15 protein-coding genes are annotated in these 14,724 nt (G+C 51.0%); 3 read left to right on the plus strand and 12 right to left on the minus strand.

Annotated elements, in window-relative coordinates:
* Positions 1-88: 88 nt before the first annotated feature.
* A complete protein-coding gene (locus E6C60_RS11670) occupies positions 89-997 on the minus strand; it encodes an NAD(P)/FAD-dependent oxidoreductase (protein WP_138226001.1) in 909 nt (302 codons plus the stop codon).
* 253 nt (positions 998-1,250) lie between these two features.
* Here E6C60_RS11670 and E6C60_RS11675 point away from each other — a divergent pair, with 253 nt between their 5' ends.
* Positions 1,251-1,511: a hypothetical protein gene (locus tag E6C60_RS11675; protein WP_138227771.1), complete on the plus strand. Its 261-nt coding sequence runs from the start codon at positions 1,251-1,253 to the stop codon at positions 1,509-1,511.
* A gap of 7 nt (positions 1,512-1,518) precedes the next feature.
* On the opposite strand, the gene E6C60_RS11680 is transcribed toward E6C60_RS11675, so the two are convergent.
* From E6C60_RS11680 to E6C60_RS11690, 3 genes are all read right to left on the minus strand, one after another.
* Positions 1,519-2,319 carry an ABC transporter ATP-binding protein gene (locus E6C60_RS11680; protein WP_138226002.1) on the minus strand — a complete coding sequence of 267 codons (801 nt, stop codon included), beginning with the start codon at positions 2,317-2,319 and terminating at the stop codon, positions 1,519-1,521.
* Positions 2,320-2,321: 2 nt separating this feature from the next.
* A complete protein-coding gene (locus E6C60_RS11685) occupies positions 2,322-3,233 on the minus strand; it encodes an ABC transporter permease (protein WP_138227772.1) in 912 nt (303 codons plus the stop codon).
* Between the two features lie 75 nt (positions 3,234-3,308).
* The gene (locus E6C60_RS11690) at positions 3,309-4,340 is read right to left on the minus strand and encodes an ABC transporter substrate-binding protein (RefSeq protein ID WP_138226003.1); all 1,032 of its coding nucleotides are present in this window, start codon (positions 4,338-4,340) and stop codon (positions 3,309-3,311) included.
* A gap of 348 nt (positions 4,341-4,688) precedes the next feature.
* On the opposite strand from E6C60_RS11690, the gene trhO reads away from it, so the two are divergent.
* Positions 4,689-5,600 (plus strand): oxygen-dependent tRNA uridine(34) hydroxylase TrhO, encoded by a 912-nt coding sequence (gene trhO / locus E6C60_RS11695; protein WP_138226004.1) that lies wholly within the window; start codon positions 4,689-4,691, stop codon positions 5,598-5,600.
* A gap of 71 nt (positions 5,601-5,671) precedes the next feature.
* Here the strand turns inward: trhO and E6C60_RS11700 are convergent, their stop codons facing one another.
* From E6C60_RS11700 to E6C60_RS11710, 3 genes are all read right to left on the minus strand, one after another.
* Positions 5,672-5,920, minus strand: coding sequence for a YuzB family protein (locus tag E6C60_RS11700; RefSeq protein WP_138226005.1), 249 nt, complete (start codon positions 5,918-5,920; stop codon positions 5,672-5,674).
* A 93-nt stretch (positions 5,921-6,013) separates the two neighbouring features.
* Positions 6,014-6,796: an SDR family oxidoreductase gene (locus E6C60_RS11705; protein ID WP_138226006.1), complete on the minus strand. Its 783-nt coding sequence runs from the start codon at positions 6,794-6,796 to the stop codon at positions 6,014-6,016.
* A 177-nt stretch (positions 6,797-6,973) separates the two neighbouring features.
* Entirely contained in the window at positions 6,974-8,056 is a 1,083-nt protein-coding gene (locus E6C60_RS11710; RefSeq protein ID WP_138227773.1) for a lactonase family protein, read from the minus strand.
* Between the two features lie 237 nt (positions 8,057-8,293).
* Between E6C60_RS11710 and E6C60_RS20940 the strand changes: the two genes are divergently transcribed.
* Positions 8,294-8,458 carry a hypothetical protein gene (locus E6C60_RS20940; RefSeq protein WP_175415281.1) on the plus strand — a complete coding sequence of 55 codons (165 nt, stop codon included), beginning with the start codon at positions 8,294-8,296 and terminating at the stop codon, positions 8,456-8,458.
* 169 nt (positions 8,459-8,627) lie between these two features.
* Here the strand turns inward: E6C60_RS20940 and odhB are convergent, their stop codons facing one another.
* From odhB to E6C60_RS11730, 5 genes are all read right to left on the minus strand, one after another.
* Positions 8,628-9,896: a 2-oxoglutarate dehydrogenase complex dihydrolipoyllysine-residue succinyltransferase gene (gene odhB / locus E6C60_RS11715; protein ID WP_138226007.1), complete on the minus strand. Its 1,269-nt coding sequence runs from the start codon at positions 9,894-9,896 to the stop codon at positions 8,628-8,630.
* 5 nt (positions 9,897-9,901) lie between these two features.
* Positions 9,902-12,781, minus strand: a complete 2,880-nt coding sequence (locus tag E6C60_RS11720) for a 2-oxoglutarate dehydrogenase E1 component (RefSeq protein WP_138226008.1) — start codon at positions 12,779-12,781, stop codon at positions 9,902-9,904.
* Between the two features lie 151 nt (positions 12,782-12,932).
* Positions 12,933-13,802, minus strand: coding sequence for a DUF72 domain-containing protein (locus E6C60_RS11725; RefSeq protein WP_138226009.1), 870 nt, complete (start codon positions 13,800-13,802; stop codon positions 12,933-12,935).
* Positions 13,803-13,943: 141 nt separating this feature from the next.
* The gene (locus tag E6C60_RS20945) at positions 13,944-14,108 is read right to left on the minus strand and encodes a hypothetical protein (RefSeq protein WP_175415282.1); all 165 of its coding nucleotides are present in this window, start codon (positions 14,106-14,108) and stop codon (positions 13,944-13,946) included.
* A gap of 99 nt (positions 14,109-14,207) precedes the next feature.
* Positions 14,208-14,717: a metallophosphoesterase family protein gene (locus E6C60_RS11730; RefSeq protein WP_233280989.1), complete on the minus strand. Its 510-nt coding sequence runs from the start codon at positions 14,715-14,717 to the stop codon at positions 14,208-14,210.
* Positions 14,718-14,724 lie beyond the last annotated feature (7 nt).

Consider the following 14,724-nt stretch of genomic DNA (forward strand, 5'->3'; position numbering starts at 1 on the left):
CAAGAAAATGGCAATCTATTTTTTACTTTTCCGATGTTATTTATCGGATTTAATAGTTTTATAGGCTTTTTTCTTGAAAACGTACCTTTTACGAAGAGGCTTTGAGCTTCTTCAGCGCTTTGTGAATCCATATGGCAGAGATAACCCCGTCTCCCATCGCAGCTGTAGCCAGCTCGGAATGTACGGCGAGATCCCCGGCAGCCCATACATGCTCAGCTGTCGTCATTTTGGTGCGGGGGTCTGTGATGACATGGCGGTTATGCGCCAGCTCTGCCCCGAGCTGCTTCGCAAGTCCGGAATGCACCTGATTGCCGCCAAAAGAGACGAAGCCGCGCTCGGCCTCTATCATTTCTCCCGATTGGAGCTGAACCCCCTTCAGCCTCCCCTGCTCCTGCAGGATTTTCGCAGCAGGCTGCTCCATATATTGTATGCCGTAAGCTTCCATGGACGAGAGCAATTCCTGATCTACCGGAGTCTGCTCGTGATTGATATAGATCAGGTCCTTCGTCCGCTCCCGCAGCAAGAGTGTCATGCCCGCCCCGGATGAGCCGGAGCCCAGCACAACCGTCCTCCGGTCCTGAATCTCATAGCCATCACAGTCTGGACACACATAGACACTCTCTCCCAGCGTTGGATACAGATCCTCGATTTCCGGAATCCGGTCACTCAAGCCGGTCGCTAGCAGCAGCGTTCTGGCTTCATATCGTGAACCCTGCGCTCCCGTCAAGATAAAGCCGTCTGACGTAGATTGAGCGGATTCAATAGAGTCCTCCGCGAACGATACCCCGAAGGATTTCGCCTGCTCACGTCCCCGCCGGCGCAGCTCTTCACCGGAAATCCCCTCAGTCCAGCCCAATATATTGTTATATTTCTTACAGAGCGTCGAACGGCCCTGTCCCTGATCAATGACCAAAACATCATAATCCACATATCTCCCTAACTGAATTGCAGCCTGGAGGCCTGCGATTCCGCCACCAACAATGATGCAGTCCTTCATCTCTGATCTCCATCTCCTTCGCTACTTTTTACCTAATACATTAAACCAAAAGAAGATGTTTTACTCCGGACACCATAGATCGTCGGTAAAGCGCCAAAAACCGCCCCTGTCAATATGAGGGCAGTGTCGTGTGGGACCCTCAAAGACAAGGAGCGGTTTCAACAGCTCATAGCAGATTGCTGCAGAGCCTCTGAATAATATGCCGGATACCGGCTATACTTTCTACAACTCTGCTTAATACAGGAGGTACATGATGAAAAAGATTCCAGACACATCCTCCCATTACGATGTCGATCTTTCTACTGTGGAATCCCAGCGCAATGATACGGTGGCTGAAGAGTTTCCGGATGGTCCTTACGGATCTTCACTTGAGCCTTCCATGGGTAAAAGCACGCCTTGGCGTGAGGAGCAGCGGCCGCCGAACCGTTTTGATTATGAGAACCGGGAGCTGCACGAAAACGATCCTCGGGATTTTCCAGGTGCCGACCAAACGATCCAGTCCGGCCACGATTAGAGCGTGCTTATTGGGTTCCCAGCATGATGCGGTCATCAGCGAGCTTGTGGCCGCTAATATTCTCGAATTCGCCGAGGAGCTGCTCTACCGTTAATCCCTTCTTCCGTTCTTCATCCACATCCAGAATGATTTCTCCTTTGTTCATCATGATCAGACGGTTTCCGAGACGAATGGCCTGCTCCATGTTGTGCGTCACCATTAATGTTGTGAGGTTCATATCTCGCACAATTTCATTCGTCAGCTTTGTGATCAGCTCGGCTCTCGCAGGATCCAGTGCCGCTGTATGCTCATCCAGCAGCAGAATCTGAGGTCTTGTAAAGGTAGCCATCAACAGGCTGAGCGCCTGACGCTCGCCGCCGGACAAGAGTCCGACACGGGCCCGCAAGCGATGCTCCAACCCGATGCCAAGCCGTTCCAGCTCCTGCTTGAACATGGCTCGCCGGGAAGAGGTAACGCCTACGCTGAAGCCCCGGGAGGCTCCGCGGCGGTAGGCCATCGCCAGATTCTCCTCAATGGTCATATTGGGCGCCGTTCCCGCCATCGGATCCTGAAACACCCGGCCGATCCAGCGGCTTCGGCGGTGCTCGGGAAGATGGGAGATTGAATGTCCGTCGATGCTTACTTCACCGGCATCCGGCTTCATCACGCCCGAGATGATATTCATGAGCGTTGATTTACCCGCCCCATTACTGCCAATGACCGTTACAAAATCGCCAGGCTTCATGTCCAGGCGGATGTCCATCAGAGCCACCTTTTCATCAACAGTGCCGGGATTAAACAGCTTGGATACATGATTCATCTTCAGCACAATCAAGCACCTCCATTGCCGGAACCCGACAGAATTTCTTCTGATCGCCTGCGCGCCATTGAGCGCTGCCTCATTGATCGGCGAACGGTTGGAACTACCAGCGCGATAATAACGATCAAAGCGGTGATCAGCTTCAGATCGGACGATTCCAGCCAATCAATTTCATAGGCCAGAGCGACCACAATTCGGTAAATCACAGAGCCGACCACAACCGCCAGCGTAGTGCGAAAGATCGATCCCGTCCCCAGGATGGCTTCACCGATGATGACGGAGGCGAGTCCGATCACGATCATGCCAATGCCGGACGAAATATCAGCAAAGCTTGACTGCTGCGCAACCACCGCGCCCGACAGCGCCACCAGACCATTGGAGAGGCTTAGGCCCAGAATCTTGGTCATGTCAGTGTTAACGCCGAAGCTGCGGATCATCCGGGCATTGTCCCCGGTCGCGCGAAGCGCAAGGCCCAGATCCGTCCGAAAAAAAACATCCAGCAAAAGCTTGCCCGCGACGACAATGATCAGCATCAGCCAAAGCGGATCCCATGTGGAAAAGATGTCGTCACTGCCGCTTAAAGAAATCAGCGGCTTGCCCAGAATACGCATATTAATGGAGTACAGGGCAATCATCATAATAATACCGGACAGCAGTCCATTAATCTTACCCTTCGTATGAAGCAGCCCTGTGCAGACACCGGCGAGCATGCCGCCGCCGAATGCCGCGAGCGTCGAAATCCAGGGATTCACACCGTGAGTAATCATCACCGCCGCGATGGCCGCGCCTGTCGTGAAGCTCCCGTCTACCGTCAGGTCCGGAAAGTCAAGAATGCGGAACGTAATATACACGCCAAGTGCCATAAGCGCATACAGCAATCCCAATTCAATCGGACCATCCAGGTTGCTTATAAAATCAAAGATGAAGTCAAACAAATGTGGAAACCTCCTTCAGGATTAAGGAAGGCGCGGGCAGTTTCAGCTCCCGCGCCTCACTATTTACTCAATAATGTTATTCTCCGGATCCTTCACTTCCTGCTTCATGTCATCCGAAATCGTAATTCCGTAGTCCGCTGCTGCCTTGACGTTCAGGATCAAGTCCAGCTTATCCGGGAAGGTAACCTCCATCTCTGCCGGCTGCTTGCCATTTTTCAGCACCTCAACGGCCATTAATCCCACTTGGTAGCCGTGGTCAAAATATTTGAAGCCTACCGTAGCAATGGCGCCCTTCTCAACGGTATCGCGGTCACTGGAAAAGAACGGAATCTGGTTCTCCTTCGCAGTTTGGATGATTGTATCCACACCGCTGACGACATTGTTATCCAGTGTAATGAAGAAGGCGTCTGCCTTCCCTACGAGCGACTCGGCTGCCTGCTTCACCTCCGAGGTGTTCGTTACCGGGGCCTTGATCAGGGTCATGCCGAGTTCCGAAAGGGCTTCCTCCGCAGTCTTGGACATGACTACCGCGTTAGCCTCGCCCTCATTAATGATCAAGCCGACCGTTTTGATTTCTGGAAAATGATCATGGATAAAGGTCATCAGCTGCTTTGTTGCTTCCGGGTTCGTGTCCGATGCGCCCGAAACATTGCCGCCCGGCTGCTTCAGATCGGAAACCAGCTTCGCATCCACGGGATCAGTAACCGCTGCGAACAGGACCGGCTTGTCGGTAACATTCTTCTTTACGACAATTGCAGATGGTGTAGCGATCGCAAGCACAAGATCAGCGTCCGTATTCTTCAGCTTCTGACCAATGGACAGATTATTCGTCGGGTCCGCCTGCGCATTGTTCATATCGACCTTCAGGTTATCGTCTTCGGTGATGCCATTGTCTTTCAGCGCCGCCAGAATTCCTTCTCTGGTTGCATCCAGTGACGGATGCTCTACATACTGGGAAATTGCGATGCTGTAAGATTGCTCATTTGAGCCTTCATCAGTGGACCCGCTGCTTGTATCCGGCTTGTCACCGCAGCCTACTGCAGTCAGCAGCAGAGCCGATAAGCTTAAAGATAACCATAACTTGTTCTTTTTCATTGTGAATGAACCCCTCTCTCTTCTACATTATCCTGTTTCATGAAAGACAAAAAGCGACACCGCTGAGACGCTTTTATCAATCAAAGCATTGGCGCGTAAAAAAGTTTTGAACAACGGTTTATTAAGTCATTTTAAAGGTTTAACGCCGATTCCGTCAATGTGATTTTCAAACGGGGGTAACTTCGGCTTCTAAGCTGAGCCGCGGGATTCAAAGGCATCCCCTCCCAAAGTTTCTATACATTAAAGTTGACTAAGACCAGGATTTTCACTACAATTTTATGAGCATGTTTCATGCCTGTCAGACCGAAGCCAAGAAGAAGGAAATCTACCATAGAACAGGTGATATAGATGAATAACGAACAATCTCAAAGCCATCAGCCTCCGTATCAGATTTTGCTGTATTATAAGTTTGTAACGATTCCGGATCCGGAGTCCTTTAAGGATGAGCATCTTCAGTACTGCAAGGAGCTGGGCGTCAAGGGCCGGATTCTGATCGCATCAGAAGGCATTAACGGAACAATCTCCGGAACTGTAGAGCAGACCGAAGCTTATATGCGCCATATGAAGGCAAATCCGCTGTTTGCCGATATGGTATTCAAGGTTGATCCTGCCGAGGAGCACGCCTTCCGCAAAATTTTCGTTCGTCACCGGGAAGAGCTCGTTACCTTCCGTGTCGATGAAGAGCTGGATCCTAACGTAGTTAGCGGTAAACGTCTGTCCCCGAAGGAGTTCTATGAGACTTTGCAGCGCGAGGATGTTATCGTACTCGATGGCCGCACTGATTACGAATATGACCTGGGTCATTTCCGTAACGCAATCCGGCCTGATGTAGACTCCTTCCGTGAATTCCCGGAATGGATCCGCGAGAATATGGGGCAATTCAAAGACAAGACGATTCTTACGTATTGCACCGGCGGCATCCGCTGCGAGAAGCTGACGGGCTTCATGATGAAGGAGGGCTTCCAGGATGTTGCTCAGCTGGAGGGTGGCATTGTAACGTACGGCAAAGACCCCGAGGTCCAGGGCAAGCTGTTTGACGGTAAATGCTATGTATTTGATGAGCGAATTTCGGTACGCATTAATAACACGGATGAGGATGTTGTGGTCGGCAAGTGCCATCACTGCGGCAAGCCTGCTGATACCTTTATCAACTGTGCCAACGATGCCTGCCATCTGCAGCACATTTGCTGTGAAGCCTGCGAAGAGCAGCATCATGGCTTCTGCAGTACATCCTGTGAGGAAACCGTAGCCGCAGGCTAATCTGGTTCATTCACTGGACATACATTCAAAACAGGGATGTCAGCCCGGATCGGGTCGACATCCCTGTTCTTTTATGGCTCCAGATAGAGGGCTAGCTCTCCCTCAATCGCACGCTTGATGTTCTCTACACATTCCTCCGTGGTTGCACCAATGACTCTTTTGCCATTGACCAATGCATAAGGACGGAGCTTGCATAGTCCACACAGATTCATACAGTCTGCACGCATGACGGCGATTTCGGGGTACAGCTCTTCCAGCCGTTCCAGCTCCAGAGCACTCATCAGATTACTATCACAGATTTCTACAATGACAATTCCCATAACATCACCACCCCCATTATAGGTAGGGGGATTTTTAATGTCAAATCTAGAAATGGTAAAGCCTCCTGCAAGGGGAGGCTTGTGTAGAGAGCATTAGTGAAGCAGCGATTCTGCTCCGTCAATGTAGACTTCTGTACCGGTAATATGGGAGGCGTCATCGGAGGCCAGGAACAGAACCAGCTTCGCAACCTGCTCCGGCTGACCAGGACCTTCCGCCAACGGCTGATGATACTCAATCGGAATTCGAACCTCTTCAACCTCGGGCTTCTCTTCCATCGATTCGTCAATGTTGGTGGAGATCGCACCCGGACAGATCGCGTTAACCCGAATCTTGAATTGAGCCAGCTCCAGCGCAGCCATCTTCATAAAAGCAACCTGCCCGGCCTTCGTCGTACTATAGGCAGACATGCCAAAGCTCGTGAAGGTCCGGTTTCCGTTGATGGAGCTCGTAATAATGATGCTGCCGCCTTGATCTTTCAGATGAGGAATCGCATATTTAACGGTGGCAAAGGTGCCCCTCAGGTTCGTGTTAATGGTCTGATCCCATTCATCCAGCTCCAATGATTCGATCGGGCTCTTGGTTCCGTTAATCCCTGCATTGGCGAACACAATATCAATGCCGCCCCACTGTTCAATGGCCTGCTTATAGCATTCCACCAGGGACTCCGGCTTCGAAATATCACAATTTCCGCTCAGAGCTTCACCACCCTCAGAGACGATCTTTTCTCTGACCTCTTTTACGGAATCTGAATTAATGTCGATTAACAATACCTTAGCCCCATGCTTGGCCATGAGAAGGGCAGCTGCACGTCCGATTCCTGAGCCAGCGCCGGTGATGACGGCAACCTTACCTTCCAAACGTTTCTCTGACGACATGAGTACAACACCCTCCTTGGATAGTCATAACATTTCAACAGCATGTTATTACATACCCTAAGGGCTTGCTCTCTGAATCTGTCATCTTACAATAATTGTAATAATGACCATCAAAATTAATAATTTAGGTCATAAACCATTTCAATTTCAGAATCTCTATCACTCTCATAGTCCAGATCATTCAAAGACCGCAGGCTTCACACATACAGGCTTGGATTGAGCAACAGTCTTTCCAGTATAGGTAAGCGTGCCATCCTCCTGATTCACCTGGTACATAACCAGGTTATTGCCGTCCCGATTCGCCACGGTCAAGAAGCTCTCACCTGGCAGCATACAGAAATGGCGCGGGTGGCCACCTTCCGTAGAAATATGCTGAAGAAGCTCCAGCTTGCCGTTTTCCGGGTGTATTCTATAAACGGCCAGGCTGTCATGTCCGCGGTTTGAGCCGTACAGGGTGCGACCATCCTTCGACACCGCAATTTCTGCACACCCATTCTCTCCTTCAAACCCTGCAGGCAATGTAGAAACGGTCTGCTGTTCTGTCAGCTCACCGGTTGCTGCCTTGTAGCTGAACGCTGTGATTGTAGAATTCAGCTCATTAATGACGTATGCATATTGCCCGTCAGGATGAAATGCCAAATGACGCGGACCGGCTCCCTGCTTCAGATCAACCACATGACGATTGCTCAGCTTACCAGCCTCTGCATCAATCTGAGATACCATGATTTTGTCTAGCCCTAAATCCTGAGCCATAATGTACTGCTCGTCCGGGCTGAAGAAGACAGAGTGAGCTTTAGGCTTGTCATTCTCTGTCGCTTGAAAAGCGGTGTGACTATACTCCTCCAATAGCTGTGATGGAATTCCGTTCTCATCCAGAGATACCAGATCGACAAAGCCTCCATGATAGCTGGAAAGCAGCAGGTATTGTCCCTTCTCATCTCGTTGGATGTGGCAGGTGGAGCTGCCGCTGAAATTGCTGCGCGATAGCAGCTTCAATGTACCTGCGTCGACATCAATGGCAAAGGTCACCACTTCGCCGCGCTTCTGTCCATCCTGCTCCGTCTCACCAATGGCATACAGCAGTCTTCGCTTCGGATCTACATTTAAAAAGGTAGGATTCTTGATGCCTGCTTGCTGATCCAACAGCTCTAAATCCCCGCTTTCAGGATGAAACGCATACACGCATATTCCCGTCTCATGGCTTTCAGCATAAGCACCTGTAAACACCAATACCTTGCCTTCATTGCTTGTATTTCTCATCATCGTTAAGTTCTCCTTTCAGCTTTCGCGTAAGCTATGGCTTCACCGCGTTCCTTGTTCTCATGTTATGTTACACTTCATCGTCGTTCAAAATCAATGCAGCTGCTGTTTGCCGCGAGATCAGACAGGGTATGTACATCTATACAGGCTGGACACTTTGGGTTCGGATCGAATCGGATCAAACTGACCAGACTGTACAGACATACGTTATCATAACCCTTGAAGGAGGAATTTTCCATGAATCAGCCATCTGGAGAAGAAGTCAGAAATGAACAAAGCACGGAAACCGACTCCCAGGAGCAGCGCAACAAAGTGAAGAACGGAAGTGACATCGAGCCGCAGGCAGAAAACTGGAATCCGCGCAGCGAAGAGAACACCTCCAGTTCCCCAACCAACGAATAAAGTTCCTGTCACGCCCCGAGAACATTTCTCGGGGCGTGAGCTATGTAATCTTAAAGAGAAGACCGTCCCGCTATCCACTCCCCTGATTTGTTACAGAAAGGGAGTGGATGGCCATGGACGGTCTTTATTTAGGCTGTATTTAAAAATTGAATATTTATGAGTTCAAATCTTAGCCTTCCAGAAGCAAAGATTCCGGATCCTCCAGTAGCTCTTTCACCGTTACGAGGAAGCCTACCGCTTCTGCTCCATCTACGATCCGGTGATCGTAGGAAAGAGCGATATACATCATTGGGCGGTTCTCGGAACGCTCGGCATCAATGGCTACCGGACGAAGCTGGATTTTATGCATGCCCAGAATACCGACCTGTGGAGCATTCAGGATTGGAGTGGACAGCAGAGAGCCGAACACGCCGCCATTCGTGATGGTAAAGGTGCCTCCCTGAAGCTCGGACAAGGACAGGGTGTTGCTGCGCGCTTTATTCGCGAGATTCACAATTTCCTTCTCGATGGCAGCGAAGCCCATCCGATCCGCATCGCGAACAACCGGAACTACAAGACCTTCCTTAGCAGATACGGCAATGCCGATATCATAGAACTTCTTCTCTACGATGTCATCCCCATCAATTTCAGCATTCAGCAGAGGGTAACGCTTCAAGGCGCCAACCACTGCTTTTGTGAAGAAGGACATAAAGCCCAGGTTCACGTCATGCTTATCCTTGAAAGCATCCTTCCGGCGCTTACGGACGTCCATGATCGCAGTCATATCCACTTCGTTAAAGGTTGTCAGCATTGCTGCGGTCTGCTGTGCCTGCACCAGACGATTCGCAATCGTCTGACGGCGGCGGGACATCCGCTTGCGCTCGACCGGCTTGCCGCCAAACTCTGAAGCTGCTGGAGCAGCTGCAGCCGGGTTGCTTTCCTGTTTAGGTGCAGATGCAGACGGCTTGCTGCTGGACTCATTGTGGTTCTTGACATCCTCATGGTAAATCCGGCCGTTCGGATCGCGTCCCTGAACCTGGTTCAGATCAATGCCGCGCTCTCTCGCAAGCTTGCGGGCTGAAGGAGAAGCGGTCAAACCGCTATTGTCTGCAGGCTCAGCAGCAGCAGCCGGCTGAACCGGCTTCTCTACCGCTTCCTTCGTCACTGCACCCTCAGGCGCAGCCTGGGTCTCGGCAGGCTTGGATGGCGCCACAGCGTCATTGCTTTGCGCTGAAATGCGGCCAATGACCTCGCCTATTGTCACATTGTCACCCTCCTGGCGGAGGATTTGCTCGATGACGCCCTGGTCTTCTGCGCTGATTTCAAGGTTTACCTTATCCGTCTCCAGCTCCAGCAGCACGTCGCCTACCTGAACCTGATCCCCTTCTTTAACATGCCATTTAAAAATTGTTCCTTCAGTGATTGATTCGCCCATAGCCGGTACAGTAATTTCGCTCACAGCCGTTACCTCCCCAATGAGATCTGATGATTGATAGTTTTACGATTCAGAGCAAAGGACGTGATGCTTTGTTGCTCATAAGCATGCACATCTTGGTATCCACTGGCAGGACTTGAGCGCTCCGGACGTCCATTATAGCGTACTTCTACTTCTTTGCCGGCAACTTCACGGATGCGCGGCTCCATATAGCTCCAGCCTCCCATGTTCTGCGGCTCCTCTTGAACCCACAGTACTTCCTTCAGGCTCGTCAACGGCTTCAGCATGGCTGCAATCTCTTCCTTCGGGAACGGATACAGCTGTTCTACACGTACAATGTGCAGCCAGGAGAAATCTTCTCCCTCTTGCTTATCAAGTGCTTCTTCCAGATCAATCGCTACCTTACCCGAGCACAGGATCAGACGCTCTACCTTCTTCGGAGTTTGTCCGAGACCCGGCTGCGGAATGACTTCCTGGAAGGAGCCTTCGCTAAAGTCTGTGATAGCAGAGGTTGCACGCGGGTTCCGAATCAAGCTCTTCGGAGCCATCAATACGAGCGGCTTCGCATCCTCTGTGTTCAGCAGACTGGCTTGACGGCGCAGCAGATGGAAATACTGTGCTGCCGTAGTCAGATTAGCGACCATCCAGTTATCTTCACCGCTCAGCTGCAGGAAACGCTCCAGTCTTGCACTGGAATGCTCTGGACCCTGACCTTCATAGCCATGAGGCAGCAGCATAACGAGGCTTGACTTCTGTCTCCATTTGGAGCTGCCGGAAGTAATGAATTGGTCAATAATGACCTGGGCACAGTTTGTGAAATCACCATACTGAGCTTCCCAGATGACGAGCGTTTCAGGTGAATATACGTTGTAGCCATATTCAAATCCCAGTACAGATTCCTCAGAGAGTGGACTGTTATGAATAGCGAACGATGCTTTCGCCTGCGGCAGGCGGTGCAGCGGACAGAATGTTGAGCCGTTCACGGAATCGTGAAGCACCAGGTTACGGTGTGCAAAGGTTGCCCGTTCAGCGTCCTGACCGGTAATCCGGATCGGATTGCCATCGGCAATAATAGAGGCAAAAGCCAAGGTTTCCGCATGGCCCCAATCTACCTTCTCGCCTTCATTCAGCGCCGTGCTGCGGCGCTCCAAAATACGCTTAAGCTTCGGATAGACCGTGAAACCCTCCGGCCAGTTCAGCAGCTCCCGGTTGATCTCCCGCAGCTGCTCCAGAGCCACGCCCGTCTTCGCCTTCGGCTTCTTCTTGTCTCCGCTCGGCTTGATGTTCAGCAGCACGTGATCAGAAGACTCGCTGTTCTTCACGATATCGTACGCCTCTTTCAGGCTGCTCTGAACCTTAGCCTTCAGCTGATCGACTTCCTCCGCAGTAATCATTTGCTGCTGGATCAGTGTATCTACATAAAGATTGGAGACGCTGGCATGATTCTTCACCTTCTGATAGATGAGAGGCTGCGTCGTTTCCGGATCATCGGTCTCGTTGTGGCCGTATTTTCTATAGCCCACGAGGTCGATCAGAATGTCCTTCTTGAATCGGTTGCGGTATTCGCTTGCGAGACGGGCAGCAGAAATACAAGCCTCCGGATCATCCGCATTGACATGGATAATCGGAATCTCGTAGCCTTTAGCCAGATCACTCGCATAGTAAGTCGAACGGGAGTCCCGGCCTTCTGTCGTAAAGCCGATCCGGTTGTTCACGATGACGTGAATGGTTCCCCCGTTACGGAAGCCCGGCAGCTTGTTAAAGTTCAATGTTTCCGCAACGACGCCTTCGCCTGGGAACGCAGAATCCCCGTGAAGAATAATCGTAACGGCCTTGTTCTCATCCTGCTTCGGATATCCAGGCTGTGTGCGGTCTTCTTGTGCAGCGCGGGTGAAGCCCTCAACGACCGGATTCACATATTCCAGGTGACTTGGGTTGTTCGCGAGGGTAACACGCATTTCATGCGCTTCCCCTTCCTTCACGAAGCGGTCTGCTCCCAAATGGTACTTCACGTCGCCGGTCCAGCCATAATTAATGCCCATTGTGCCTTCAGAAGGCACTAAATGCTTGTTCGTAGGAGCATGCATGAACTCCGAGAAAATCTTGCTGTATTCCTTCTTCAGAACATGAGCAAGCACGTTCAGGCGTCCCCGGTGAGCCATACCGATCAATACAGAATCGACATGCTCATGGGCCATTTCCCGAACGATCTCATCCAGCATTGGAACCAAAGCATCATTGCCCTCTACAGAGAAGCGCTTAGCACCTACGAAATTACGATGAAGGAAATCCTCGAACTGCTCCGCTTCAAACAGACGCTTGAGCAGGTGATGACGTTCTTCCTTGCTCAGGACAATCTGATGCACCACGGATTCAGCATGGCTGTTCAGCCAGTTCCGCTCTTCTTCCTCATGCACATGACTGAATTCATAAGCGATGGTGCCTGTATATATTTGATGAAGTCTCTGAATCGCTTCCCAGCCGTTCTTAACATCCTCTGGAGCTTCTTCCCACACCACCTCCGCAGGCAGTGCTGTCAGGTCCTGCTGACTGAGTCCATAGGTTTCAGGCTGCAGAAGACGAGTATCCGCTTCGGCTGAGATCCCGATAGGATCAATGTCTGCGGCCAGATGACCATACGTTCTGATATTCCACACCAATTTCCCGGCATTTACACTTTTCTTCAGCATTTCACGGTTAAAGCCGGCTGCCGTTGCCTGCGAATCCGCTTTCTTTTCACCTTTTGCAAAGGATGGCGGCGGTCCCCAGTTCGCGAATAGCTCGCGGTAAGCAGGATCTACAGACTCCGCATCCTCCAAAAATTTCTCATACTGCTCTTGGATGTACCCTAAATTCGGACCGTGGTACTTCTCCCAGGGTCCCTCTGCTGTTCGGTCAAGGGTCTTCATTGCTGACTCCCTCCGTCAGATTATTTTGATGGTTATGGACGGAATTTCCTAAACATTTTACATTCACATTATACTCTAAATAGCATCCCGTCCGAAAATAGCGCTTTTATATAATATTGATCTCGGAAACAGATGAATCCATAACGGCTTCTTACACATTCCATTGCATTTGCTCCAGCTTTGCAGGACCTGTAGGCAACCGAAGCAGCTTCTGAAGCTGCTTGGCATTGGCAGCAGCGTCTCCGCCGGAATTGTTATTAAAAATAATCCAGCAGGCCTTGGTGCTGCCCAGAAGCTGCTCCACATGCGCCTTCCATTCCTCCAGCTCTTCTTGACTGTAACGGTATAGATACCGGGTCTCCCTCCAGTTATCCTGCCCGCTGGAATGCCAGCCGGAAGGATCTCTGCCGTGAAGCCGAACCATGACCGCATGCTCCTGAGTCGGTTGAAGCACGAGCGGTACGGAGCCTGTTCCGGCCTGCGGCTCATCTGCAATGCTATGAATCCAGCCCTCAGACCTCATAAAGTCAAGTGTCTTCTCGCGAAATTCCGGCGCAAACCAGCTCTGATGCCGAAACTCGAGCGCTACCGGATAGTCCTGCATCCATTCTCGGGTTTTTTTTAGAATATCCACATTTTTCTTATCACAGTCAAACCACGGCGGATACTGAAACAGGACCGTTCGAAGCTTACCTTCCTCCTTCAGCACGTTTACGGAGTTCTGAAAGGCTGTGAACATGGATCTGGAATCATCGTAGTCATGTTTTCCACGCTCATGACCGGTCATGCCCTGGTAAGCCTTGACGATAAATCCGAATGTGTCCGGCGTTAGTGCGCTCCACTTCTGCATTCGCTCCCGTGAAGGGATTGCATAGAAAGAATTATCCATCTCGAGGAGGTCGAAATGCCGGGCATACACAGCCAGCTTCTCTCCTGCCTTTGTACCCGCCTCGTACAGATCATCATGATCTCCCCAGCCGGACAAGCCAATATGAATATGGCTCGGAGAAGCTTGTTCCATGGTCCTCACTCCCTGCCTTGTCCTAATTCATTTTATATTAACCGTTTTACAGTCACTTCAAAAGCTGCTGACTGTGCCCTCACTTCTCAAGCAAATAAAAAGCATGCCCGGTCCCGGGCATGCTAGACACATCATATGCATTTAAAGACTATCGCCATTCCCAGGAATGACCAATGTATGATCCAGTATAAACCGGATTTCCTGTTCGGTTAAGTAGGAACGCTCCAGCAGGTCCCGGATTTTTCGCTCATGCCTGCTGACCAGCTCCAGAAAGTCTTCCAGCTCCTTTATGGCTTCAGCCGCCATCCTGATTCCCCCTACGGTTAAGACTTGCATCTAACCAGTACGATACAGGAGGGCTGTTACCACAGCATTAGCGCTATGTAAAATGAACAGCAGCCTGAGTTAATTTTTGTCCCCATGAAAAACAAGCCTGCCGGACAGCACCCCCTCCTCAATCTCCAGGATCCCCCATGAATACTGCGGCTGTCTTCGCTTGTCTGTCGGCGAACCGGGATTCATCAACAGGATCCCCCTTTCTTCCCGTAAAACCGGAATATGGGAGTGACCATAGATAATGCACTGAATGTTATCCATATTCTTAAAGGCCTGCAGCGCACGCTGCTCGGTCGTTCCTTTGGAGCCGTGACCATGAACGATTCCGATCACGACACCTTGCACTTCAATTACTTTGGTGAGCCCCAGCTGTTGCTTAAGCTCTTCGGGATCTGCGTTGCCAATCACGCCCTCCACAGGAGCGAGCATGGATAATGCTTGAAAGACGTCAGGATGGCTCCAGTCACCCGCATGAATAATCAGGTCGCAGGCGGAGAGCTCTTCTGTCAGCCTGCTCGGCAGCTGCTTCGCCATTCTTGGCATATGTGTGTCCGCCACGACCCCGATACGAAAGATCATGAATATC

The organism is Paenibacillus algicola, from assembly GCF_005577435.1.
Classification (GTDB): domain Bacteria; phylum Bacillota; class Bacilli; order Paenibacillales; family Paenibacillaceae; genus Paenibacillus_AQ; species Paenibacillus_AQ algicola.

Excerpts from the sequence above, each read along its gene's own strand:
- trhO (WP_138226004.1), top strand. The coding sequence starts at position 4,689 with ATGAATAACGAACAATCTCAAAGCCATCAGCCTCCGTATCAGATTTTG.
- E6C60_RS11675 (WP_138227771.1), top strand. The coding sequence starts at position 1,251 with ATGAAAAAGATTCCAGACACATCCTCCCATTACGATGTCGATCTTTCT.
- E6C60_RS11705 (WP_138226006.1), bottom strand. The coding sequence starts at position 6,796 with ATGTCGTCAGAGAAACGTTTGGAAGGTAAGGTTGCCGTCATCACCGGC.
- E6C60_RS11690 (WP_138226003.1), bottom strand. The coding sequence starts at position 4,340 with ATGAAAAAGAACAAGTTATGGTTATCTTTAAGCTTATCGGCTCTGCTG.
- E6C60_RS11730 (WP_233280989.1), bottom strand. The coding sequence starts at position 14,717 with ATGATCTTTCGTATCGGGGTCGTGGCGGACACACATATGCCAAGAATG.
- E6C60_RS11700 (WP_138226005.1), bottom strand. The coding sequence starts at position 5,920 with ATGGGAATTGTCATTGTAGAAATCTGTGATAGTAATCTGATGAGTGCT.
- E6C60_RS11670 (WP_138226001.1), bottom strand. The coding sequence starts at position 997 with ATGAAGGACTGCATCATTGTTGGTGGCGGAATCGCAGGCCTCCAGGCT.
- E6C60_RS20945 (WP_175415282.1), bottom strand. The coding sequence starts at position 14,108 with ATGGCGGCTGAAGCCATAAAGGAGCTGGAAGACTTTCTGGAGCTGGTC.
- E6C60_RS11710 (WP_138227773.1), bottom strand. The coding sequence starts at position 8,056 with ATGAGAAATACAAGCAATGAAGGCAAGGTATTGGTGTTTACAGGTGCT.
- E6C60_RS11725 (WP_138226009.1), bottom strand. The coding sequence starts at position 13,802 with ATGGAACAAGCTTCTCCGAGCCATATTCATATTGGCTTGTCCGGCTGG.
- E6C60_RS20940 (WP_175415281.1), top strand. The coding sequence starts at position 8,294 with ATGAATCAGCCATCTGGAGAAGAAGTCAGAAATGAACAAAGCACGGAA.
- E6C60_RS11720 (WP_138226008.1), bottom strand. The coding sequence starts at position 12,781 with ATGAAGACCCTTGACCGAACAGCAGAGGGACCCTGGGAGAAGTACCAC.